We start from the raw sequence: 21192 nt of genomic DNA, 5'->3' as shown, positions 1-21192 counted from the left end.
GAAGCCGGTTCGGGCGCTAGCCTGAGTCGACAGATTCACCGGATTGCGATGGCGGGTTTCGTCTGCCGTTGCTGCCTGTTCTAACCCAAGCAGCCATTTGGCTGACGGGACCAAGACTGACCGGCTGTGCCATGGTGGTGCAATCGGATTAAGTTGGGAAAGATAAACCATGATCCAGACCGAAACTCGGCTTGAAGTGGCCGACAACACGGGTGCGCGTGAAGTCATGTGCATCAAGGTGCTCGGCGGCTCGAAGCGTCGTTACGCAAGCATTGGCGACATCATCAAGGTGACCGTCAAGGAAGCGACGCCGCGCGGACGCGTGAAAAAGGGCGAAATCTACAACGCCGTGGTCGTTCGTACGGCCAAGGGCGTGCGTCGCCAGGATGGCTCGCTCATCAAGTTCGACGGCAATGCCGCCGTTCTGCTGAACACGAAGCTCGAGCCGATCGGCACGCGTATTTTCGGGCCGGTTACGCGTGAACTGCGTAGCGAACGATTCATGAAGATCGTTTCGCTCGCTCCGGAAGTGCTGTAAGGAGTCGCGATGAACAAGATTCGCAAGGGTGACGAAGTCATCGTCACCACCGGCAAGGACAAGGGCAAGCGCGGCACCGTGCTGGCCGTTGCGGACGACCGTGTCACCGTCGAGGGCATCAACCTCGTCAAGAAGCACGTGAAGCCGAACCCGATGAAGGGTACGACGGGCGGTGTGGAAGCCAAAACGATGCCGCTGCATATTTCGAACGTCGCATTGGTCGACGCGAATGGCAAGGCATCGCGTGTGGGCATCAAGGTCGAAGACGGCAAGAAGGTTCGCTTCTTGAAGTCGACCGGCGCCACGCTTAACGCCTGACGCGGAGTTAAAAAATGGCTCGTCTGCAAGAGATTTACAAAGAAAAGGTTGTGCCGGAACTGGTTGAAAAGTTCGGCTACAAGTCGATTATGGAAGTGCCGCGCCTCACCAAGATCACCCTGAATATGGGGCTTGGCGAAGCCGTCGCTGACAAGAAGGTGCTTGAGCACGCCGTTGGTGACCTCACGAAGATCGCGGGCCAAAAGCCCGTCATCACCAAGTCGCGCAAGGCAATCGCTGGTTTCAAGATCCGCGAAGGCTACCCGATTGGCACGATGGTTACCCTGCGTGGCAATGCCATGTACGAATTCCTGGACCGTTTCGTGACGGTTGCGCTGCCTCGCGTGCGCGACTTCCGCGGTGTGTCGGGCAAGGCGTTCGACGGCCGTGGTAACTACAACATCGGTGTGAAAGAGCAAATCATTTTCCCCGAAATCGACTACGACAAGATCGACGCGCTGCGTGGGCTGAACATCAGCATCACGACCACCGCGAAGACCGACGAAGAAGCAAAGGCATTGCTCGCCGGCTTCAAGTTCCCGTTCAGAAACTGAGGTTACCGTGGCTAAACTGGCACTGATCGAACGTGAAAAGAAGCGCGCGCGCCTGGCAGCCAAGTACGCTCCGAAGCGTGCTGAGCTGAAGGCTGTGATCGACGACGCAAGCAAGTCGGACGAAGAGCGTTACCTCGCGCGTCTGGCACTGCAACAACTGCCGCGTAACTCGAACCCCACTCGCAAGCGTAACCGCTGCGCGATCACGGGTCGTCCGCGTGGCACGTTCCGCAAGTTCGGACTCGCACGCGGCAAGATTCGTGAAATCGCTTTCCGCGGCGAAATCCCTGGCCTGACCAAGGCGAGCTGGTAATAGGAGAAACATAAATGAGCATGAGTGATCCTATCGCCGATATGCTGACTCGCATCCGCAATGCGCAGATGGTCGAGAAGGTTTCGGTGACTATGCCCTCGTCGAAAGTCAAGGTTGCGATTGCGCAGGTTTTGAAGGACGAAGGTTATATCGACGACTTCGCAGTCAAGTCGGAAGGTGCGAAGACGGAATTGAACATCGCGTTGAAGTACTACGCTGGCCGTCCGGTTATCGAGCGCCTCGAGCGCGTATCGAAGCCCGGTCTGCGCGTGTACCGCGGTCGCAATGACATCCCGACCGTGATGAACGGCCTGGGCGTTGCAATCGTGTCGACGCCGAAGGGTGTGATGACCGACCGCAAGGCGCGCCAGAACGGCGTCGGTGGCGAAGTCATCTGCTACGTCGCTTAACGCCTAAGGAGAAGAAACATGTCTCGAGTAGGTAAAAGCCCGATCGCGCTGCAAGGCGCGGAAGTGGCCATCAAGAGCGACGTCATCACCGTGAAGGGTCCGCTCGGCACGATCTCGCAACCGGTCAACAAGCTGGTTGCCGTGACGAACGAAGACGGCACGTTGAAGCTGGCTCCGACGGATGAAAGCCGCGAAGCGAACGCGATGTCCGGCACGATGCGCGCCCTCCTGGCGAACATGGTGCAAGGCGTCACCAAGGGTTTCGAGCGCAAGCTGACGCTGGTTGGCGTCGGTTATCGTGCGCAAGCGCAAGGCGACAAGCTGAACCTGTCGCTGGGTTTCTCGCACCCCGTGGTGCACCAGATGCCGGAAGGCGTCAAGGCTGAAACCCCGTCGCAGACCGAAATCGTGATCAAGGGGATCGACAAGCAGAAAGTCGGACAGACCGCAGCAGAAGTGCGCGGCTATCGTCCGCCCGAGCCGTACAAGGGCAAGGGCGTGCGCTATTCCGACGAGGTCGTGATCCTCAAAGAAACGAAGAAGAAGTAAGGGTGCGCAATCATGGATAAGACTCAATCTCGCCTGCGCCGCGCTCGTCAGACGCGTATCAAGATCGCTGAGCTGCAGGTTCCGCGTCTGGCCGTGCATCGCACGAATACGCATATCTACGCGCAAGTGTTCTCGGCATGCGGCACGAAGGTCGTGGCAAGCGCCTCGACGCTGGAAGCTGAAGTGCGCGCTGAACTGGCCGACAAGTCGGGCAAGGGCGGCAACGTCAACGCCGCGACCTTGATCGGCAAGCGTATCGCCGAAAAGGCCAAGGCTGCCGGCATCGAATCCGTCGCCTTTGACCGCTCGGGTTTCCGCTACCACGGCCGCGTGAAGGCGCTGGCTGATGCGGCGCGTGAAGCCGGGCTCAAGTTCTAAGGGAAGAATTCGTCATGGCAAAGATGCAAGCGAAAGTTCAGGCTGACGAACGCGACGACGGCCTGCGCGAAAAGATGATTTCGGTCAACCGCGTGACCAAGGTCGTGAAGGGTGGCCGTATTCTCGGCTTCGCCGCACTGACCGTGGTTGGCGACGGTGACGGCCGGATCGGCATGGGCAAGGGCAAGGCCAAGGAAGTTCCGGTTGCCGTTCAAAAGGCAATGGAGCAGGCCCGCCGCAACATGTTCAAGGTGCCCCTGAAGAACGGCACGCTGCAACACGAAGTGCACGGCAAGCACGGCGCATCGGCGGTTCTCCTCGCTCCGGCGAAGGACGGTACCGGCGTGATCGCTGGCGGCCCGATGCGCGCAGTGTTCGACGTGATGGGCGTTCAAAACGTTGTGGCCAAGAGCCACGGTTCGACGAACCCGTACAACCTCGTTCGTGCGACGCTGGACGGCCTGCGCAAGCAGTCGACCCCGGCAGACATCGCTGCGAAGCGTGGTAAGTCCGTCGAAGACATTCTGGGCTAAGGTGGTCACCATGTCTGAAAAAACTGTCAAGGTTCAGCTCGTCAAGAGCCTGATCGGGACCCGCGAATCGCACCGCGCAACGGTGCGTGGCCTCGGCCTGCGTCGCCTGAACTCGGTTTCCGAGCTGCAGGACACGCCGGCAGTGCGCGGGATGATCAACAAGGTCTCGTACCTCGTTAAGGTCATCGCCTAAGCGCGACCTACGGATCCAAGGAGTTGAACATGGAATTGAATAACCTGAAGCCGGCGGAAGGCGCGAAGCACGCTAAGCGTCGCGTCGGTCGCGGTATCGGTTCGGGCCTCGGCAAGACCGCTGGCCGCGGCCACAAGGGTCAGAAATCGCGTTCGGGCGGCTTTCACAAAGTCGGCTTCGAAGGCGGTCAGATGCCTCTGCAGCGTCGTCTGCCGAAGCGCGGCTTCACCTCGCTGACGAAGGAATTCGTCGGTGAAGTGCGCCTGGCTGATCTCGAGAAGCTGCCGGTCGACGAAATCGATCTGTTGGCGTTGAAGCAAGCGGGTCTGGTCGGCGAGCTCATCAAGAGCGCGAAGATCATCAAGACCGGCGAGATCACGCGCAAGGTCACGGTGAAGGGCCTGACGGCAACGAAGGGCGCCCGTGAGGCAATCGAAGCCGCTGGCGGCTCTTTCGCCGAGTAACGCGCTTTCGCCGTTACTAGCACTAGCATCGGAGAAGGTACTTGGCTAACAGCCCGAGTCTCGCAAAAACCGGTCGAAGCGCGGCGAAATTCGGCGATCTGCGCCGGCGTGCAGTGTTCCTGCTGCTTGCGCTGATCGTCTACCGCATTGGGGCGCATATTCCGGTGCCCGGCATCGATCCGGATCAACTGGCGAAGCTGTTCCAGAGCCAGTCGGGCGGCATCCTTGGCATGTTCAACATGTTCTCGGGTGGCGCACTGTCGCGGTTCACGATCTTTGCGCTGGGCATCATGCCCTACATTTCGGCGTCGATCATCATGCAGTTGCTGTCGATCGTGTCGCCGCAGATGGAGGCGCTGAAGAAGGAAGGGCAGGCGGGACAACGTAAGATCACGCAGTACACGCGTATCTTCACGGTGGTTCTGGCGACCTTCCAGGCGTTCGGTATCGCGGTCGCGCTGGAAAACCAGCCGGCTCTGGTGCTGGACCCCGGCATGGTGTTCCGGCTGACGACGGTCGTCACGCTCGTGACGGGCACGATGTTCCTGATGTGGCTCGGTGAGCAGATCACGGAGCGCGGTCTCGGCAACGGCATCTCGATCATCATCTTCGGTGGTATCGCAGCGGGTTTCCCGAACGCGATCGGTGGTCTGTTCGAACTGGTTCGCACCGGTTCGATGAGCATCATCTCGGCGATCATCATCGTGGTCTTGATCGCGGCGGTCACGTATCTGGTCGTGTTCATCGAACGCGGTCAGCGCAAGATCCTCGTGAACTATGCGAAGCGCCAGGTCGGTAACAAGATTTACGGCGGACAGTCGTCTCATCTGCCGCTGAAGTTGAACATGTCGGGTGTGATTCCGCCGATCTTCGCGTCGTCGATCATCCTCTTCCCGGCAACCATCCTGAACTGGTTCAGTTCGGGTACGCGCACCAACTGGTTCGCGAACACGCTGCACAACGTGGCCGAGGCGCTGAAGCCCGGTCAACCCGTGTACGTGCTGCTGTATGCGTTGGCGATCGTCTTCTTCTGCTTCTTCTACACCGCACTGGTGTTCAACAGCCGGGAGACCGCCGACAACTTGAAGAAGAGCGGTGCTTTCGTTCCGGGTATCCGTCCGGGCGATCAGACTGCACGATATATCGACCGCATCCTCACGCGTCTTACGCTGGCTGGTGCGATCTACATCGTATTCGTGTGCCTGCTGCCTGAGTTTCTGGTGTTGCGCTGGAACGTGCCGTTTTATTTTGGTGGAACGTCGCTGCTGATCATTGTCGTCGTCACGATGGACTTCATGGCTCAGGTGCAGTCGTACGTTATGTCGCAACAATATGAATCGCTGCTCAAGAAGGCAAACTTCAAGGGTGGCAACGTCCCGATGCGTTAATAAGGACTATGGCCAAAGACGATGTTATCCAGATGCAGGGTGAGGTCATCGAAAACCTTCCCAACGCTACTTTCCGGGTGAAATTGGAAAATGGCCATGTCGTCCTGGGACATATTTCCGGAAAGATGCGGATGCACTACATCCGCATCCTGCCGGGCGACAAGGTTACGGTTGAATTGACGCCTTACGATCTGTCTCGTGCACGGATCGTGTTCCGGGCGAAGTGATTTGAAAAAAGGGTAATATCATGAAAGTGATGGCATCGGTTAAGCGCATTTGCCGCAATTGCAAGATCATCAAGCGCAAGGGCGTTGTGCGCGTGATTTGCAGCTCTGATCCGCGCCACAAACAGCGTCAAGGCTGAACGCCGCGCTTTTGCTTGCGCTTTTTGTTTGAGGAAAAACAATGGCTCGTATCGCAGGGGTTAACATCCCGAATCACCAGCATACCGAGATCGGCCTGACGGCAATCTTCGGCATCGGCCGCACGCGTTCGCGTGGCATCTGCACCGCTGCTGGCGTGGAATTTTCGAAGAAGGTCAAAGACCTTACCGACGCAGACCTCGAAAAGCTGCGTGACGAAGTGGGCAAGTTCATCGTCGAAGGCGATCTGCGCCGTGAAGTGACGATGAACATCAAGCGCCTGATGGACTTGGGTTGCTACCGCGGCATGCGCCATCGCAAGGGCCTGCCCCTGCGTGGCCAGCGTACGCGCACGAATGCCCGTACGCGCAAGGGTCCGCGTCGTGCAGCGCAATCGCTGAAGAAGTAAGCGGAACTGACAGTTACAGGAAAACGTAATGGCTAAGGCTTCGAACAACTCCGCGGCGCAACGCGTTCGCAAGAAGGTCAAGAAGAACGTCGCCGAGGGCGTGGTTCACGTTCACGCGTCGTTCAACAACACCATTATCACGATCACCGACCGTCAAGGTAACGCGCTGGCATGGGCGACCTCGGGTGGTCAGGGCTTCAAGGGCTCGCGTAAGTCGACGCCCTTCGCAGCTCAGGTCGCAGCCGAATCGGCTGGTCGCGTGGCAATGGAATACGGCGTGAAGAACCTCGAAGTGCGGATCAAGGGCCCCGGTCCTGGCCGCGAATCGGCGGTGCGCGCGTTGCATGGTCTTGGCATCAAGATCACCGCGATCTCCGACGTGACGCCGGTCCCGCACAACGGCTGCCGTCCGCCGAAGCGCCGTCGTATCTAATACGTCGACGCAACCGCATGTTGCCTGTCGATGCGCGAGTATCGGCGGGTTTCGTGCGTTAGTAAGTTTTGACTAAGCCCACCGTTCGGCCCAAAGGGTTCGGACTAGCGCAGACTGAAGTTCAACGGAAGTTTGCGTGATCAATATTTAAGGATGCAACGTGGCACGCTATACCGGTCCCAAAGCAAAGCTGTCCCGCCGTGAAGGCACTGATCTGTTCCTGAAGAGCGCACGCCGCTCCCTCGCCGACAAGTGCAAGCTCGACAGCAAGCCCGGCCAGCACGGCCGCACCTCGGGCGCGCGTACGTCCGACTACGGTACCCAGTTGCGCGAAAAGCAGAAAGTGAAGCGTATCTACGGTGTGCTGGAGCGTCAGTTCCGCCGCTACTTCGCTGAAGCCGACCGCCGCAAGGGCCCGACGGGCGAAAACCTGCTGCAATTGCTCGAGTCGCGTCTCGACAACGTCGTGTATCGCATGGGCTTCGGCTCGACGCGCGCTGAAGCACGTCAGCTCGTGAGCCACAAGGCGATCATGGTGAACGGCCAAGTCGCGAATATCCCGTCGCTGCAAGTGAAGTCGGGCGACGTCGTGTCCGTGCGCGAGCAGTCGCGCAAGCAGGCTCGTATCGTCGAAGCTCTCTCGCTGGCGCAGCAAGGCGGCATGCCGAGCTGGGTGTCGGTCGACGAGAAGAAGTTCGAAGGCACGTTCAAGTCGATGCCCGAGCGTAGCGACATCGCCGGCGACATCAACGAAAGCCTGATCGTCGAATTGTATTCGCGTTAATCGCGGCGGTAATGGATGGACAGCCGGGGAGCCTGATTGCTCGTGGCAAGAGGTGGCCTCGGCTGTTTATTTTCAGGTTGTCACCGGTCAGCCTTATCGGTGTAACGAGCCGAGGGTATTGAAAAGGAAAACCTATGCAAACCAGTTTGTTGAAGCCCAAGATCATTGCAGTTGAATCGCTTGGTGAGAACCATGCGAAAGTGGTTATGGAGCCGTTCGAACGCGGCTATGGCCACACCTTGGGTAACGCGCTTCGGCGCGTGCTGCTGTCGTCGATGATCGGCTACGCGCCGACCGAAGTGACGATCGCAGGCGTCGTGCACGAATACTCGACGCTCGATGGTGTGCAAGAGGATGTGGTCAACCTGCTGTTGAACCTGAAGGGTGTCGTCTTCAAGCTGCACAACCGGGACGAAGTCACGGTGACGCTGCGCAAGGAAGGCGAAGGCGTTGTCACGGCCGGCGATATCGAACTCGCGCACGACTGCGAGGTCATCAATCCGGAACACGTGATCGCTCACCTGTCGAAGGGCGGCAAGCTCGACGTTCAGATCAAGATCGAAAAGGGCCGCGGCTACGTGCCGGGCAACGTGCGTCGCTATGGCGAAGAGTCGGCCAAGATCATCGGCCGCATCGTGCTGGACGCGTCGTTCTCGCCGGTTCGCCGCGTGAGCTACGCCGTCGAAAGCGCACGTGTCGAACAGCGCACCGACCTCGACAAGCTCGTGATGAACATCGAGACCAACGGCGTGATTTCGCCGGAAGAAGCGATCCGCCAGTCGGCTCGCATTCTGGTCGATCAGTTGTCGGTGTTCGCCGCACTGGAAGGCACGGAAGCGGCAGCAGAAGCACCGTCGCGCGCACCGCAGATCGACCCGATCTTGCTGCGTCCGGTGGACGATCTCGAACTCACGGTTCGCTCGGCGAACTGCCTGAAGGCCGAGAACATCTACTACATCGGCGACCTGATCCAGCGCACGGAAAACGAGCTGCTGAAGACGCCGAACCTCGGCCGCAAGTCGCTGAACGAAATCAAGGAAGTGCTGGCTTCGCGCGGTCTGACGCTCGGTATGAAGCTCGAAAACTGGCCGCCGGCCGGGTTGGACAAGTAATACCAAACGCAGTCGCGTAACTTGGCAAAGACGCGGATTTTGCTTTAAAATCCGCGTCTTGCTTTTACCTGACCGGCCCGTGCACTCAAATTAGGGTGCAATAGAAGAGCTGGATCAAAACTCGTTAAAGGAACTGAAATGCGTCATAAGCATGGTCTGCGGAAACTGAACCGCACGAGCAGCCATCGTCTGGCAATGCTCCGCAATATGTCGAACTCGCTGATCGAGCACGAAGTCATCAAGACGACGCTGCCGAAGGCCAAGGAACTGCGCAAGGTCGTCGAGCCCCTCATCACGCTGGGCAAGAAGCCGTCGCTCGCGAACCGTCGTCTGGCGTTCAACCGCCTGCGCGATCGTGATTCCGTCGCGAAGCTGTTCGACGTCCTCGGCCCGCGCTACGCGAACCGCCCGGGCGGCTACCTGAGCATCCTGAAGTTCGGTTTCCGCGTCGGCGATAACGCCCCGATGGCGCTGGTCCAACTGATGGATCGCCCGGAAGTCGAAGAGACGGAAGAAGTGCAAGAAGCGGAATAAATCCCGTTTTCGGTTGTTAGCAGAAAGGCCAGGCTTAGAGCTTGGCCTTTTTGCTTTCTGGCTGCGACATTTCAGCGCGCCGAGGCGTAAAAGTGAGTGTCAGCCGCCGATGCTACGATACGCAATTAACCTCTCGGAGCACGCCGAGTGAACGTCCCCGTCGTTTTGATGCTGTCCACGCTGCCCGACGCCGCCGCAGCCGATGCGCTCGCGCAAGCGGCGCTGGACGCGCGGCTCGCGGCGTGCGTGACGAATCTCGGCGCCGTGTCGTCGCAATATCACTGGAAGGGCGTGCTGGAGTCGTCGCAGGAAGTGCAGTTGTTGTTCAAGACGAGCGTCGCGCGCAGCGCAGAATTGCAGCGCTTCGTCGAGGCTCGACATCCGTATGAAACGCCCGAAATCCTCGTCTGGCAGGTCGATGCATCGCCGGGATACGGCCAGTGGGTCAACGCAGAAACGCAGCGTCCTCTTCATGTTTGAGTTTTCTCGCCTTGTCACGCGGCGACTTTTCGGCGCGTTTCTCTTCCTGGCGGCGTTCGCGCTGCTGTCGGGCGCCGCGCGCGCAGCCGACGATTTCCTCGATCCCGACGTCGCGTTCAAATTCAGCGCATCCGAAAAGCCGGGCGAAGTGGACGTGCGCTACAAGATCGCCGACGGCTACTACATGTACCGTGAGCGTTTCGCGTTCGCGGTGAAGAGCGGCGACGCGACCATCGGCGCGGCGCAACTTCCGGCGGGCAAAGTTCATTTCGATCAGACGTTCAACAAGGACGTCGAGACGTATCGCGGCGAACTGATCATCCGTATTCCGGTGACGAAAGCGAACGGGCCGTTCGAGCTCGCGGTGACGTCGCAGGGTTGCGCGGATGGCGGCATCTGCTATCCGCCGATGGAGAAGGCCTATCGTGTGCGCGGCGACGCGCTCCAGCCCGCGGGCGCGGCACCGACTGCGACGACGAGCGCAAACACCGGCGACTCCTGGTTCGAGCGTGCGACCAGCGCCGACTACGCGCAATCGATGCTCGAGGGCGGCGGATTCTTCACAGTCGTCGGACTCTATTTCCTTGCCGGCATGGTACTGAGCCTCCTGCCATGCTCGTATCCGATGATCCCGATTCTGTCCGCGATCATCGTCGGCGAAGGCGCGCGTGTGACGCGTTCGCGCGGATTCGCATTGTCGGTTTCGTACGTGATCGGCATGGCGCTCGTCTATACCGCGCTCGGCGTCGCTGCCGCGTTGATCGGACAAAGCCTCGGCGCGTGGCTGCAGAACCCGTGGGTGCTCGGCGCGTTCGGCCTGCTGCTCGCGGCGTTCGCCATCGCGTTGATCTCGGGCGTCGATATCGCGCTGCCCGCGCGCTGGCAAGCGGGCGTCAACGAAGCATCGCAGAAGCGCAGCGGCGGCAAGTTCGCGGCAGTCGCGGCGATGGGCGCGCTGTCCGCGCTCGTGGTCGGCGCGTGCATGACTGCGCCACTTTTCGCGGTGCTCGCGTTCATCGCGCACACCGGCAACGCTGCGCTCGGCGGCGCCGCGCTCTTCGCAATGGGCATCGGACTGGGCGTGCCGCTGCTCGTCATCGGGCTCGGCGCGGGTTCGGTTCTGCCGCGCGCCGGTGCGTGGATGGACGGCGTGAAGGTCTTCTTCGGCGTCGTGCTGCTCGCGGCCGCGCTGTGGATCGTCTGGCCGGTCATCGGCGGCGTTGCGCAGATGCTGCTCGCGGCGCTATGGCTGCTGATCGCGGCGGCATCGCTCGGATTGTTCTCGTCGGGCGCGGCGGCGCCTGTCGGTGTGTGGAAGCGGCTCGGGCGCGGGCTCGGAGCGGCATTCGCGATCTGGGCGGCGACGCTGCTCGTCGGATTGGCGGCGGGTTCGACAGATCCGCTGCGCCCGCTCGCCGTGCTGGCTTCCCGCAGCGAGCCGTCGGCGAATGCGCAATCGCAGGGCCTGATCTTCGCGCCGGTGCGTTCATCGGCGGAACTGGACTCGGCGGTGAAAGCGGCGGCGCGTCCCGCGATGCTCGATTTCTACGCGGACTGGTGCGTGTCGTGCAAGGAAATGGAGAAGCTGACTTTCTCCGACGCCCGTGTGCAAGCGCGCCTCGCGCAACTGAATCTTCTGCGCGCGGACGTGACCGCCAACAACACGAACGATCAAATTCTCCTCAAGCGCTTCAAGCTTTTCGGGCCGCCGGGAATCATCTTCTTCGATGCGCAGGGCAACGAAGTCGCGCGCGTGGTCGGGTATGAATCGGCGGATACGTTCCTGAAGAGTCTCGATAAACTGAACGGATAAAAAAAGGGCGATGCACTCGCATCGCCCTTTTGGCGCTTACACAGAAGCGCGAATGATCCGCGCCGCATCCAGCGCGAAGTACGTCAGCACGCCGTCCGCGCCCGCGCGCTTGAACGCGAGCAGCGCTTCCATCATGACCTTGTCGTGATCGATCCAGCCGTTCTGCGCGGCCGCCTTGATCATCGCGTACTCGCCGCTCACCTGATACGCGTACGTCGGGAAGCGGAACTCGTCCTTCACGCGCCGCACGATGTCGAGGTACGGCATGCCCGGCTTGACCATCACCATGTCCGCGCCTTCCTCGATGTCCATGCGCACTTCGCGCATCGCTTCGTCCGAGTTGGCCGGGTCCATCTGATACGTCATCTTGTTGCTCTTGCCGAGATTCGCTGCGGAACCGACGGCGTCACGGAACGGGCCGTAGAACGCCGACGCGTACTTCGCCGCATACGCCATGATGCGCGTGTGGATGTGGCTTTCGCTTTCGAGCATCTCGCGGATCGCGCCGATGCGCCCGTCCATCATGTCCGACGGCGCGACGATATCCACGCCCGCTTCAGCTTGGGTGCGCGCCTGCTCGACGAGAATTTCGCTCGTTTCGTCGTTCTTCACGTAGCCTTCTTCGTCGAGCACGCCGTCCTGGCCGTGGCTCGTGTACGGATCGAGCGCGACGTCGGTCAGCACGCCGAGCATCGGGAAGTTCTTCTTCAGCTCGCGCACGGCGCGCGGAATGAGACCGTCCGGATTCGTGGCTTCGCGGCCATCGGGCGTCTTGATCGACGGTTCGATCGCCGGGAACAGCGACAGCACCGGCACGCCAAGTTCGACGCATTGCTCGGCGACTTTCATCAGCAAATCGACGGACGTGCGCTCGACGCCGGGCATCGACGGCACGGCCTGCCGCACATTCGTACCTTCGACGATGAACACGGGATAGATGAGGTCGTTCGTCGTGAGGATGTTTTCGCGCATCAGACGGCGCGAGAAGTCATCGCGGCGCATCCGGCGCGGGCGATGGTGAGGATAGAAGCTCATATTTCGACTCGAATTTGGGTGGTCTTCAGGGGAGGTCGAAAACGTGTTCCGAGACGCCTAAACCCTTGCCGAACAAGCACTTGGCTGCGTCTGAAACCGCTTTGAGACAATGGTATATCATACCGATCGAGCGAGGCGCTTGCCGCCGGACTCCCCGCTTCTCCTCCCTGAGCGGGTGCCTGTCGTTATTCGATTAGGCTATTAACCCGCCGTTATGCGGCGGGTTTTTTTATGCCGGCGCGCACGCGCCGCGCTCACTCGGCTGCGTCTTCTGACGCGTTTTCGCCGGCTTCTTCTGGTATCAGCCAGCTTTCGATCTGTTCATGCGCCTCGTCGATGCCCGTCCGTTTGAGCGCCGAAAAGAGCTGCGCCGTAAGTTCGCCGCGATAGCCCGCGTCTTTATATTCGGCGAAGGATTTCTTGGTCGCACGCAGAGCGTTCGTCATCTCCTGTCGCGTCAATTTGTCGCATTTGGTGAGCAGCGCGTGAATCGGTTTTCCGGTCGGCGCGAACCAGTCGATCATGATGCGATCGAGGTCGGTGAGCGGCCGGCGCGAATCCATCATCAGGATCATGCCGCACAGTTGCGCGCGGCTTTGCAGGTACGTCGAAAGCAGCCGCTGCCAATGTTCCTTCGCGGCGCCCGGCACTTCGGCGTAACCGTATCCGGGAAGGTCGACGAGATAGCCGACCGGCGCGGCTTCCGGACCGACGGAGAAGTAATTGATGTGCTGCGTGCGCCCCGGCGTTTTACTCGCGAAAGCAAGCCGCTTCTGATTGCAGAGGATGTTGATCGCCGTCGATTTACCGGCGTTCGAGCGCCCCGCAAAAGCGATTTCGGGTTGCGGCGTCGGCGGCAGATCGCGCAGATGGTTGACGGTCGTGAAGAAGCGGGATTGATGAAGCAGGAATGACATGGGCGGGTCCAATCGAAAGCGCTGCGAAAACCGAAGCCTTGAGAACCCGGCAAATACTGGGCATGCCCCGACTGGCGTCTTTGCGTATAGCGGGTTATTGTACAATACGACGGATTTTTAAAGATCAGCGGGCACGCAAGACCCAAGCCGCAGGCGGCACCCACAAGGAGCGAGACAGTTTTCAGAGGCATACTTTTGGGCCTCTTCGTTCAGCGAGTTCGGGTATCTTGCGGCGATGATCGGTCGCCGTCGTTTTTTGCAGAACCTCACATTCTCACAAGACGAAAAACAGGGTACGCGAATGAACCGACTGTACAGGTCTCTGGTGGTGATTCGGGCAGCGGCGGCTTTCGGTGCAGGTTTGAGTGGTCTGGCGGTATCGATGTCAGTGAGTGCGGCGGAGCCCGCGCAACCGGCCAAGCCGGATGTGACGCGAGGCCAGGCTATCGCGACTCAGGTGTGCGCGGCGTGTCACGCGGCAGACGGCAACAGCGCCGGCGCGGCATTTCCGCGGCTCGCGGGGCAGCACGCCGAGTACATCGTCAAGCAGTTGAAGGATTACAAGACGCAGCCGGGTGCAAAGGCACCGGCGCGCAACAATCCGATCATGGCGGGCATCGCGGGCGCGCTATCGGATCAGGACATGGTGAACGTCGCGGCGTACTTCGCGTCGCAGAAGGCAAAGCCCAATTACGCGCGCGACAAGAACGACGTCGCGTTGGGCCAGAAGATCTACCGCGGCGGCATCGCGGACAAGGGCGTGCCGGCGTGTGCGGCGTGCCACGGCGCGACGGGCATGGGCATTCCGGTGCAGTATCCGCGGCTGTCGTGGCAGTGGGGCGATTACACGGTGGCGCAGTTGAACGCCTTCGCATCGGGACAACGCACCAACAGCGAGCCGATGCACCAGATTTCCTCGCGCCTGAACGAAGCGGAGATGAAGGCGGTCGCCGACTACATCGCCGGTTTGCATTGAACGCATAGCAGTCAGCGTCCAGCGGTTCTCCATGCAGAGACGGAGAATCGCCCATACTACGAAGCCGGTCCCGGACTATCCGAGAAGACCGGCGCGAAAACAAGAAAAGGGTGGGACGTCGGTCGACAAAGACCGCCAGCGTCTCCACCCTTTTTTGCTGTCCAGCCGGAGTTTGAATGAGCGTCACCACATCGGGTTTGCAGTCGAAGTCGAGCCGTCGGGCCATCAGGCATTTCGTCGAACTCGTCAGTTCGATGCGCTTCGCCATCGCATTGCTGGTCATTCTGGCGATCGCGAGCATCATCGGCACGGTGCTTACGCAGGACGATCCGTATCCCAACTACGTCAATCAGTTCGGCCCGTTCTGGGCGGACATCTTCCGTGGCTTGAGCATCTACACCGTGTACAGCGCATGGTGGTTCATGCTGATCCTGATTTTCCTCGTGATCTCGGTGTCGCTGTGCGTGATCCGAAACAGCCCGAAGATGATCGCGGACATCAAGAGCTGGAAGGATCGCGTGCACGAAGGCGGGCTGCGCGCGTTCCATCACAAGGGCGAGTTCACGGTCACGGCCGATCGCGCGCAGACCGCCGCGACGCTCGAACGCCTGTCCGCGAAGATGGGCTACCGCTTCAAGACGCGCGAGACCGACAACGGCGCGACGCTCATCACCGCCAAGCGCGGCGCGATGACCAAGATCGGCTATATCTCGGCGCATCTGGCGATCGTCGTGATCTGTATCGGCGGTCTGCTGGACAGCAATCTGCCCATCAAGCTGCAGATGTGGATGTTCAACAAGACGCCGATCAACAGCAACGCCGTCATCAACGACATTCCGCGCGAGCATCGTCTTTCAACGTCGAATCCGACTTTCCGCGGCTACGCATGGGTGCCCGAAGGGCAGTTCGTCGGCACGGCGATACTGAATCAGCAAGACGGCTCGATCATTCAGGACCTGCCGTTCTCGATTCAGCTCAATAAGTTCATCGTCGATTACTACTCGACCGGCATGCCGAAGCTCTTCGCGAGCGATATCGTCGTGATCGATCACAAGACAGGCAAGCGCATTCCGGCGCGCATCGAAGTGAACAAGCCGTTCACCTACGACGGCATTTCGATCTATCAATCGAGCTTTCAGGACGGCGGCTCGAAACTCGAAATGACCGCCTGGCCGATGACCGGCGGCAGCGCGAAGACCGCGCCGTTCAGCGGGACGATCGGCGGCACGGCGCCCATCGGCGCGCAGTTCGCGGGCGCGCAGGGCGAGACGGTCGAGTTCACGGATTTCCGCGCGATCAACGTCGAGAACATGACCGACGGCAGCGGCGCGCCCGACGCGCGCGGCGTCGGCAAGAAGGAAACGCTGCGCGATGCATTCGACGAGCGCCTCGGCTCAGGCGCCAAAACGTCGAGACCGACGGATCTGCGCAATATCGGCCCGTCGGTGCAATACAAGGTGCGCGGCACGGACGGCCAGGCGCGCGAATACAGCAACTACATGGTGCCCGTGGACGTGAGCGGCCAGCGCATGTTCCTCGCGGGCATGCGCCTGAGCCCGAACGATCCGTTCCGCTATCTGCGCATTCCCGCCGACGATCAGGGCACCGTCAAACAGTGGATGGACCTGCGCGCCGCGCTCGCGACGCCGGCGACGCGCGCCGAAGCCGCGCATCGTTTCGCGTTGCGTTCGGTGCCGCAGGAAAACGGTGAACTGCAGAAACATCTGGAGGAAAGCGCCGTCCGCGTGCTGAATCTTTTCGCAGGCGCCGATGAAACCGGCAAGGCGACGACGAATCCGCAGATGATTGGCGGTTTCCAGAGCATCGCGATGTTTATCGACAAATCGGTGCCGAAGGGCGAGCAGGAGAAAGCCGCCGGCCTGCTGATGAGGATGCTCGAAGGCGCGATGTGGGACGTATGGCAGATTTCCCGAGAGCAAAACGGCCAGCCCGCGGCTAAAGTGGACGATAAGAACGCCGCGTTCGTGCAATCGTCCATCAACGCGCTTTCCGACAGCTTTCTGTACGGTTCGCCGGTCTTTCTGCAACTGGACAACTTCAGGCAGGTGCAAGCTTCGGTATTCCAGTTGACGCGCGCGCCGGGTAAAAATCTGGTGTATCTTGGCAGCCTTCTGCTGGTCGTCGGCATTTTCGCGATGTTTTACGTGCGCGAGCGCCGGCTCTGGTTCTGGCTCAAAGATGCGGGCCAGGGCGGCGCGAGCGTGCTGATGGCGATGTCCACAGCCCGCCGCACGTTCGATTTCGAGAAAGAGTTCGTGCGTACGCGCGCGCAGATCGCAGCGGCGCTCGGCGTGAAGCCGGAAGTACCGGCCGATCCGTCCCCGGCGCAAAACGCGCACCGGCATTCGCAAACCGAGACCCCGAGCTCGGAAGTTTCAACACGGTAAGATCATGGACCTCACACAGACTTCCTCCCACGCCTCCGCCAAGACGGAGCGTCCGGCATCGGGGCTTCCCGATGTCGCCGAGTTCGACGATCGTCCGTTCCTGCGCAGGCTCACGCTGATCGACTGGCTCTTCGCCCTCGCGATGGTCGCGGGCGCGGGTTTCGCGCTGAACCGCTATCACGCGTACATGGACGTGTACGACACGGCCGTGCTGGTCGGCGCGGTGCCGACGTTCGTCGTGCTCGGCTGGCGCTGGAAACCGGTACGCCTGCTGATCGCGTTGATTGCGGTGTTGTCGCTTTTCTCGATCCAGCTCTATCACCACGACCTCGCTCGCGCCGACACGAACTTCTTCCTCAAGTACTTCCTGTCGAGCCAGTCCGCGATCTTGTGGATGAGCGCGCTCTTCATCCTCGCGACGCTCTTCTACTGGATCGGCCTTGCGACGCGCTCGCAGACGGGCGGCGCGATCGGCTCGCGCATGACGTGGGTCGCGGTGCTGATGGGCTTCACCGGCCTGATGGTGCGCTGGTACGAGTCCTACATGATCGGCTCGGACGTCGGCCATATTCCGATTTCGAATCTGTACGAAGTCTTCGTGTTGTTCTGCCTCATCACGTCGCTGTTTTATCTCTACTACGAGCAGCATTACTCGACGCGCGCGATGGGCGCGTTCGTGCTGCTCGTGATCAGCGCGGCGGTCGGTTTCCTGATGTGGTATTCGATCGCGCGCGATGCACAGCAGATTCAGCCGCTCGTCCCCGCGCTGCAAAGCTGGTGGATGAAGATCCACGTTCCGGCGAACTTCATCGGCTATGGCAGCTTCGCGCTCTCGGCGATGGTCTCCGTCGCGTATCTCGCGAAGCAGCGCGGTTTCATGGCGGACCGCCTGCCGTCGCTCGAAGTGCTCGACGACGTGATGTACAAGTCGATCGCCGTCGGCTTCGCGTTCTTCACCATCGCGACGATCCTCGGCGCGCTGTGGGCGGCGGAAGCGTGGGGCGGCTACTGGAGCTGGGATCCGAAGGAAACCTGGGCGCTGATCGTCTGGCTGAACTACGCCGCGTGGCTGCACATGCGCCTGATGAAAGGCCTGCGCGGCGCCGCCGCCGCATGGTGGGCGCTGACGGGCCTGATCGTCACGACCTTCGCGTTCCTCGGCGTCAACATGTTCCTTTCGGGCTTGCATAGTTACGGCAAGCTCTGATCGGCAGCGTCGAATCGAAAAAGACCGCCATGCGTGACGAGCGCTGGCGGTTTTTTTTCGTTTTGCGGTGGAATACTGGCATCAAATCTGCTGTTTTCTCCGTACAAGAATGAACGGAAGGAGTCACGCTTCATGTGGATCAAACAAGGCCGTAATCTGTACGGCGATGACATTGCGAGTCACGAAATCACGCCGCGCGACGTGTTCGAGAATCGCCGGCGCACGCTTCGTTCGCTCGGCGCGCTCGCCGCGACAGGACTCGCCGGCGCGAGCGGCCTCGCCCACGCGACGCTGACATCGCCCGACGCCAAAGGCCAGAAGCTGGCCGCGACGACCAACCCGAAGTTCGTCGCGCTCGACAAGCCGACGCCGTTCAAGGACATCACGAGCTACAACAACTTCTACGAGTTCGGCACCGACAAGGACGATCCCGCCGCCCACGCCGGCACGCTGCGTCCGCGGCCGTGGAAAGTGTCCGTCGAGGGCGCGATCAAGAATCCGAAGGTCTACGACATCGACGACATTCTCAAGCTCGCGCCGCTCGAGGAACGCGTGTACCGGCTGCGCTGCGTCGAAGGCTGGTCGATGGTGATTCCGTGGATCGGCGTGTCGTTGTCGGAGCTCATCAAGCGCGCCGAGCCGACGGGCAACGCGAAGTACGTGCAGTTCATCACGCTGGCCGATCCGTCGCAGATGCCGGGACTTTCGACGCCGATCCTCGAATGGCCGTATTCCGAAGGTCTGCGCATGGACGAGGCGATGAATCCGCTCACGCTGCTGACCGTCGGCTTGTACGGCGAAGTGCTGCCGAATCAGAACGGCGCGCCGGTGCGTGTCGTCGTGCCGTGGAAGTACGGTTTCAAGAGCGCGAAATCGCTGGTGAAAATCCGCTTTGTCGAGAAGCAGCCGCCAACGAGCTGGAATCTCTACGCGCCGAGCGAATACGGCTTCTTTTCGAACGTGAATCCCAATGTCGATCATCCGCGCTGGAGTCAGGCGACGGAGCGGCGCATCGGCGAGGACGGTTTCTTTCAGCCGAAACGCAAGACGCTCATGTTCAACGGCTACGGCGATCAGGTCGCGTCGATGTATGCCGGCATGGATCTGAAGAAGAACTTCTGAACGATGTCGTCCGCTTCCCAGATCAAAAGCGCGCGCGTCGCGACGGGACCGCGATGGATCGTTCCGGTCAAGATCGTCGTGTTCGTCGCGATGCTGTTTCCGCTCGCACGTCTCGTGCTGCTCGGCGCGACGGGCGGCCTGGGCGCGAATCCGATCGAATTCATCACGCGCTCGACCGGCCTCTGGACGCTCGTGTATCTGTGCATCACGCTCGCGATCACCCCGGTGCGCCGCCTGACGGGCGTGACGGCGCTCGCGCGCTTTCGCCGGATGATCGGTCTCTTCGCGTTCTTCTTCGCCGTACTGCACTTCACGACGTACATCTGGTTCGACAAATGGTTCGATGTCGCCGCGATGCTGAAGGACATCGGCAAGCGGCCGTTCATCACGGTCGGTTTCGCGGCGTTCGTGCTGCTGATTCCGCTCGCGGTCACATCGCCGAAAGCGATGGTGCGCAAGCTCGGCCGTCGCTGGCAGACCTTGCATCGCGCGATCTATCTGATCGCCGCGCTCGCGATCCTGCATTTCTGGTGGATGAAGGCGGGCAAACACGATCTCGAACTGCCGAAGATCTACGGCTCGATCGTGATCGTGCTGCTCGGCTGGCGCGTGATCGCCTGGCTCAAAGCGCGACGCGCATAAAAAAAGCGATGCTTGTCAGGGCATCGCTTTTTCGTTCGAAGCGCGGCGCTTCAGTCCGGCAGAATCGATTCGCCGGCGAACAGCTGCTTCACTTCCTCACGCTCGCGCACGAGCCGCGCGCGTTCCCCATCGACCATGATTTCGGCGGCGCGCGGACGCGTGTTGTAGTTCGAGCTCATCACGAAGCCGTACGCGCCCGCCGAGCAGATCGCGAGCAGATCGCCGGGCGCGATGGACAGCTCGCGATCGCGTCCGAGCCAGTCGCCGCTTTCGCATACCGGACCGACGACATCGTATGTATGCGCTTTCTCGTCGCGCTTCACGACCGGCACGATGCGATGAAACGCCTCGTACATCGCGGGACGCGCGAGGTCGTTCATCGCGGCATCGACGATGGCGAAGTTCTTTTCCTCGCCCGGCTTCAGGAACTCGACGCGCGTCAGCAGCACGCCCGCGTTGCCGACGAGCGAGCGCCCCGGCTCGAAATACACTTCGCGCTGACCGTGGCCGCGCTTCTCGATGTGATCGAGCAGCGTCTTCACGAACACGCCGATATCGGGCGGCGTTTCGTCGTCGTAGGTGATGCCGAGACCGCCGCCGACATCGACGTGACGAATGCTCATGCCGTCCGCTTCGATCTGCTCGACGAGTTCGAGCAGCTTGTCGAGCGCGTCGAGATACGGGCTGATTTCGGTGATCTGCGAGCCGATATGGCAATCGATGCCGACGACATCGAGATTCGGCATGGCATGCGCTTGCGCGTACGTCGCGCGCGCATCGCTGAACGCGACGCCGAACTTGTTCGACTTGAGGCCGGTGGAGATGTACGGATGCGTTTTTGCATCGACGTCGGGATTCACGCGCAGCGAAACCGGCGCTTTCTTGCCGAGCGACTTCGCGACTTCGTTGAGCGCGTGCAACTCGGGAATCGACTCGACGTTGAAGCACTTGACGCCCGCTTCGAGCGCCTCGCGCATTTCGGCCACCGTCTTGCCGACGCCCGAAAACACCGTGTTCTCCGCCTTGCCGCCGGCCGCGAGCACGCGCGCGAGCTCGCCCGACGACACGATGTCGAAGCCCGCGCCCATGCGCGCGAACACGTTGAGCACCGCGAGATTGCTGTTCGCCTTCACCGCGACGTGCACCGTTGCCTTGCGGCCGGCGCAGGCATCGGCGTAAGCGTGATAGGCGCGCGTGAGGGCATCGCGCGAATAGACGTAGAGCGGCGTGCCGAACTGGTCCGCGAGCGACGCGGCTGAGACGCCTTCGACGTGCAACACGCCGTCGACGTAGTGGAATGCGGAATCACTCATGCGTGGA

At 60.9% G+C, this 21192-nt stretch carries 28 protein-coding genes; 25 read left to right on the top strand and 3 right to left on the bottom strand.

Annotated elements, in window-relative coordinates; genetic code table 11:
* Positions 1-169 precede the first annotated feature (169 nt).
* From rplN to dsbD, 20 genes are all read left to right on the top strand, one after another.
* Entirely contained in the window at positions 170-538 is a 369-nt protein-coding gene (rplN, locus tag NCS00_RS13055; RefSeq protein WP_006998478.1) for a 50S ribosomal protein L14, read from the top strand.
* A 9-nt stretch (positions 539-547) separates the two neighbouring features.
* Positions 548-856: a 50S ribosomal protein L24 gene (gene rplX / locus NCS00_RS13050; protein WP_008343860.1), complete on the top strand. Its 309-nt coding sequence runs from the start codon at positions 548-550 to the stop codon at positions 854-856.
* Between the two features lie 14 nt (positions 857-870).
* On the top strand, positions 871-1410 hold the full coding sequence (gene rplE, locus NCS00_RS13045; RefSeq protein WP_008343862.1) for a 50S ribosomal protein L5: 540 nt from the start codon (positions 871-873) through the stop codon (positions 1408-1410).
* 7 nt (positions 1411-1417) lie between these two features.
* Entirely contained in the window at positions 1418-1723 is a 306-nt protein-coding gene (gene rpsN, locus NCS00_RS13040; RefSeq protein ID WP_008343864.1) for a 30S ribosomal protein S14, read from the top strand.
* A gap of 14 nt (positions 1724-1737) precedes the next feature.
* Positions 1738-2133: a 30S ribosomal protein S8 gene (gene rpsH / locus NCS00_RS13035; protein ID WP_008343866.1), complete on the top strand. Its 396-nt coding sequence runs from the start codon at positions 1738-1740 to the stop codon at positions 2131-2133.
* Positions 2134-2151: 18 nt separating this feature from the next.
* On the top strand, positions 2152-2682 hold the full coding sequence (gene rplF / locus NCS00_RS13030; protein WP_008343868.1) for a 50S ribosomal protein L6: 531 nt from the start codon (positions 2152-2154) through the stop codon (positions 2680-2682).
* A 12-nt stretch (positions 2683-2694) separates the two neighbouring features.
* A complete protein-coding gene (gene rplR / locus NCS00_RS13025; protein WP_008343872.1) occupies positions 2695-3060 on the top strand; it encodes a 50S ribosomal protein L18 in 366 nt (121 codons plus the stop codon).
* 14 nt (positions 3061-3074) lie between these two features.
* Positions 3075-3593 (top strand): 30S ribosomal protein S5, encoded by a 519-nt coding sequence (rpsE, locus tag NCS00_RS13020; RefSeq protein ID WP_008343875.1) that lies wholly within the window; start codon positions 3075-3077, stop codon positions 3591-3593.
* Positions 3594-3603: 10 nt separating this feature from the next.
* Positions 3604-3786 (top strand): 50S ribosomal protein L30, encoded by a 183-nt coding sequence (gene rpmD, locus NCS00_RS13015; RefSeq protein WP_006400644.1) that lies wholly within the window; start codon positions 3604-3606, stop codon positions 3784-3786.
* Between the two features lie 29 nt (positions 3787-3815).
* The gene (rplO, locus tag NCS00_RS13010; protein WP_008343934.1) at positions 3816-4250 is read left to right on the top strand and encodes a 50S ribosomal protein L15; all 435 of its coding nucleotides are present in this window, start codon (positions 3816-3818) and stop codon (positions 4248-4250) included.
* Between the two features lie 41 nt (positions 4251-4291).
* The gene (gene secY, locus NCS00_RS13005; RefSeq protein WP_008343935.1) at positions 4292-5638 is read left to right on the top strand and encodes a preprotein translocase subunit SecY; all 1347 of its coding nucleotides are present in this window, start codon (positions 4292-4294) and stop codon (positions 5636-5638) included.
* A gap of 8 nt (positions 5639-5646) precedes the next feature.
* Positions 5647-5865: a translation initiation factor IF-1 gene (infA, locus tag NCS00_RS13000; RefSeq protein ID WP_004521905.1), complete on the top strand. Its 219-nt coding sequence runs from the start codon at positions 5647-5649 to the stop codon at positions 5863-5865.
* Between the two features lie 20 nt (positions 5866-5885).
* The gene (gene rpmJ / locus NCS00_RS12995; protein ID WP_004199844.1) at positions 5886-6002 is read left to right on the top strand and encodes a 50S ribosomal protein L36; all 117 of its coding nucleotides are present in this window, start codon (positions 5886-5888) and stop codon (positions 6000-6002) included.
* Between the two features lie 41 nt (positions 6003-6043).
* On the top strand, positions 6044-6409 hold the full coding sequence (gene rpsM, locus NCS00_RS12990) for a 30S ribosomal protein S13 (RefSeq protein WP_008344037.1): 366 nt from the start codon (positions 6044-6046) through the stop codon (positions 6407-6409).
* 28 nt (positions 6410-6437) lie between these two features.
* Complete coding sequence (gene rpsK, locus NCS00_RS12985) at positions 6438-6842, top strand: 30S ribosomal protein S11 (protein WP_006052224.1); 405 nt, start codon at positions 6438-6440, stop codon at positions 6840-6842.
* Positions 6843-7002: 160 nt separating this feature from the next.
* Positions 7003-7626, top strand: a complete 624-nt coding sequence (rpsD, locus tag NCS00_RS12980; RefSeq protein WP_008344042.1) for a 30S ribosomal protein S4 — start codon at positions 7003-7005, stop codon at positions 7624-7626.
* A 134-nt stretch (positions 7627-7760) separates the two neighbouring features.
* Entirely contained in the window at positions 7761-8738 is a 978-nt protein-coding gene (locus tag NCS00_RS12975) for a DNA-directed RNA polymerase subunit alpha (RefSeq protein ID WP_008344045.1), read from the top strand.
* Positions 8739-8876: 138 nt separating this feature from the next.
* The gene (gene rplQ, locus NCS00_RS12970; protein WP_008344047.1) at positions 8877-9272 is read left to right on the top strand and encodes a 50S ribosomal protein L17; all 396 of its coding nucleotides are present in this window, start codon (positions 8877-8879) and stop codon (positions 9270-9272) included.
* A gap of 147 nt (positions 9273-9419) precedes the next feature.
* Positions 9420-9752: a divalent-cation tolerance protein CutA gene (gene cutA, locus NCS00_RS12965; RefSeq protein WP_008344049.1), complete on the top strand. Its 333-nt coding sequence runs from the start codon at positions 9420-9422 to the stop codon at positions 9750-9752.
* Positions 9745-11565, top strand: a complete 1821-nt coding sequence (dsbD, locus tag NCS00_RS12960) for a protein-disulfide reductase DsbD (protein WP_250440246.1) — start codon at positions 9745-9747, stop codon at positions 11563-11565. Before cutA ends, dsbD begins: the two co-directional genes overlap by 8 nt.
* A 36-nt stretch (positions 11566-11601) precedes the next feature.
* On the opposite strand, the gene hemB is transcribed toward dsbD, so the two are convergent.
* Both hemB and yihA read right to left on the bottom strand, forming a co-directional pair.
* Positions 11602-12600, bottom strand: coding sequence for a porphobilinogen synthase (hemB, locus tag NCS00_RS12955; RefSeq protein WP_008344053.1), 999 nt, complete (start codon positions 12598-12600; stop codon positions 11602-11604).
* Between the two features lie 254 nt (positions 12601-12854).
* Complete coding sequence (gene yihA / locus NCS00_RS12950; protein ID WP_008344055.1) at positions 12855-13517, bottom strand: ribosome biogenesis GTP-binding protein YihA/YsxC; 663 nt, start codon at positions 13515-13517, stop codon at positions 12855-12857.
* A gap of 301 nt (positions 13518-13818) precedes the next feature.
* Here yihA and NCS00_RS12945 point away from each other — a divergent pair, with 301 nt between their 5' ends.
* The 5 genes from NCS00_RS12945 to msrQ all read left to right on the top strand — a co-directional run bounded on the left by NCS00_RS12945 (position 13819) and on the right by msrQ (position 19872).
* Complete coding sequence (locus NCS00_RS12945; RefSeq protein WP_250440245.1) at positions 13819-14493, top strand: c-type cytochrome; 675 nt, start codon at positions 13819-13821, stop codon at positions 14491-14493.
* Between the two features lie 176 nt (positions 14494-14669).
* Positions 14670-16901: a cytochrome c biogenesis protein ResB gene (locus tag NCS00_RS12940; protein ID WP_250440244.1), complete on the top strand. Its 2232-nt coding sequence runs from the start codon at positions 14670-14672 to the stop codon at positions 16899-16901.
* 4 nt (positions 16902-16905) lie between these two features.
* Positions 16906-18108, top strand: coding sequence for a c-type cytochrome biogenesis protein CcsB (ccsB, locus tag NCS00_RS12935; RefSeq protein WP_250440243.1), 1203 nt, complete (start codon positions 16906-16908; stop codon positions 18106-18108).
* Positions 18109-18240: 132 nt separating this feature from the next.
* The gene (msrP, locus tag NCS00_RS12930; RefSeq protein WP_175983045.1) at positions 18241-19230 is read left to right on the top strand and encodes a protein-methionine-sulfoxide reductase catalytic subunit MsrP; all 990 of its coding nucleotides are present in this window, start codon (positions 18241-18243) and stop codon (positions 19228-19230) included.
* A gap of 3 nt (positions 19231-19233) precedes the next feature.
* Positions 19234-19872, top strand: coding sequence for a protein-methionine-sulfoxide reductase heme-binding subunit MsrQ (gene msrQ, locus NCS00_RS12925; RefSeq protein ID WP_008344065.1), 639 nt, complete (start codon positions 19234-19236; stop codon positions 19870-19872).
* 50 nt (positions 19873-19922) lie between these two features.
* Here the strand turns inward: msrQ and lysA are convergent, their stop codons facing one another.
* Positions 19923-21185, bottom strand: coding sequence for a diaminopimelate decarboxylase (gene lysA / locus NCS00_RS12920; protein ID WP_008344066.1), 1263 nt, complete (start codon positions 21183-21185; stop codon positions 19923-19925).
* Positions 21186-21192 lie beyond the last annotated feature (7 nt).

The organism is Caballeronia sp. AZ1_KS37 (assembly GCF_023631165.1).
In the GTDB taxonomy this organism is placed as follows: domain Bacteria; phylum Pseudomonadota; class Gammaproteobacteria; order Burkholderiales; family Burkholderiaceae; genus Caballeronia; species Caballeronia zhejiangensis.
Note: the sequence above shows the minus strand (reverse complement) of the source record. Positions and strands in the feature narration are given on the sequence as shown.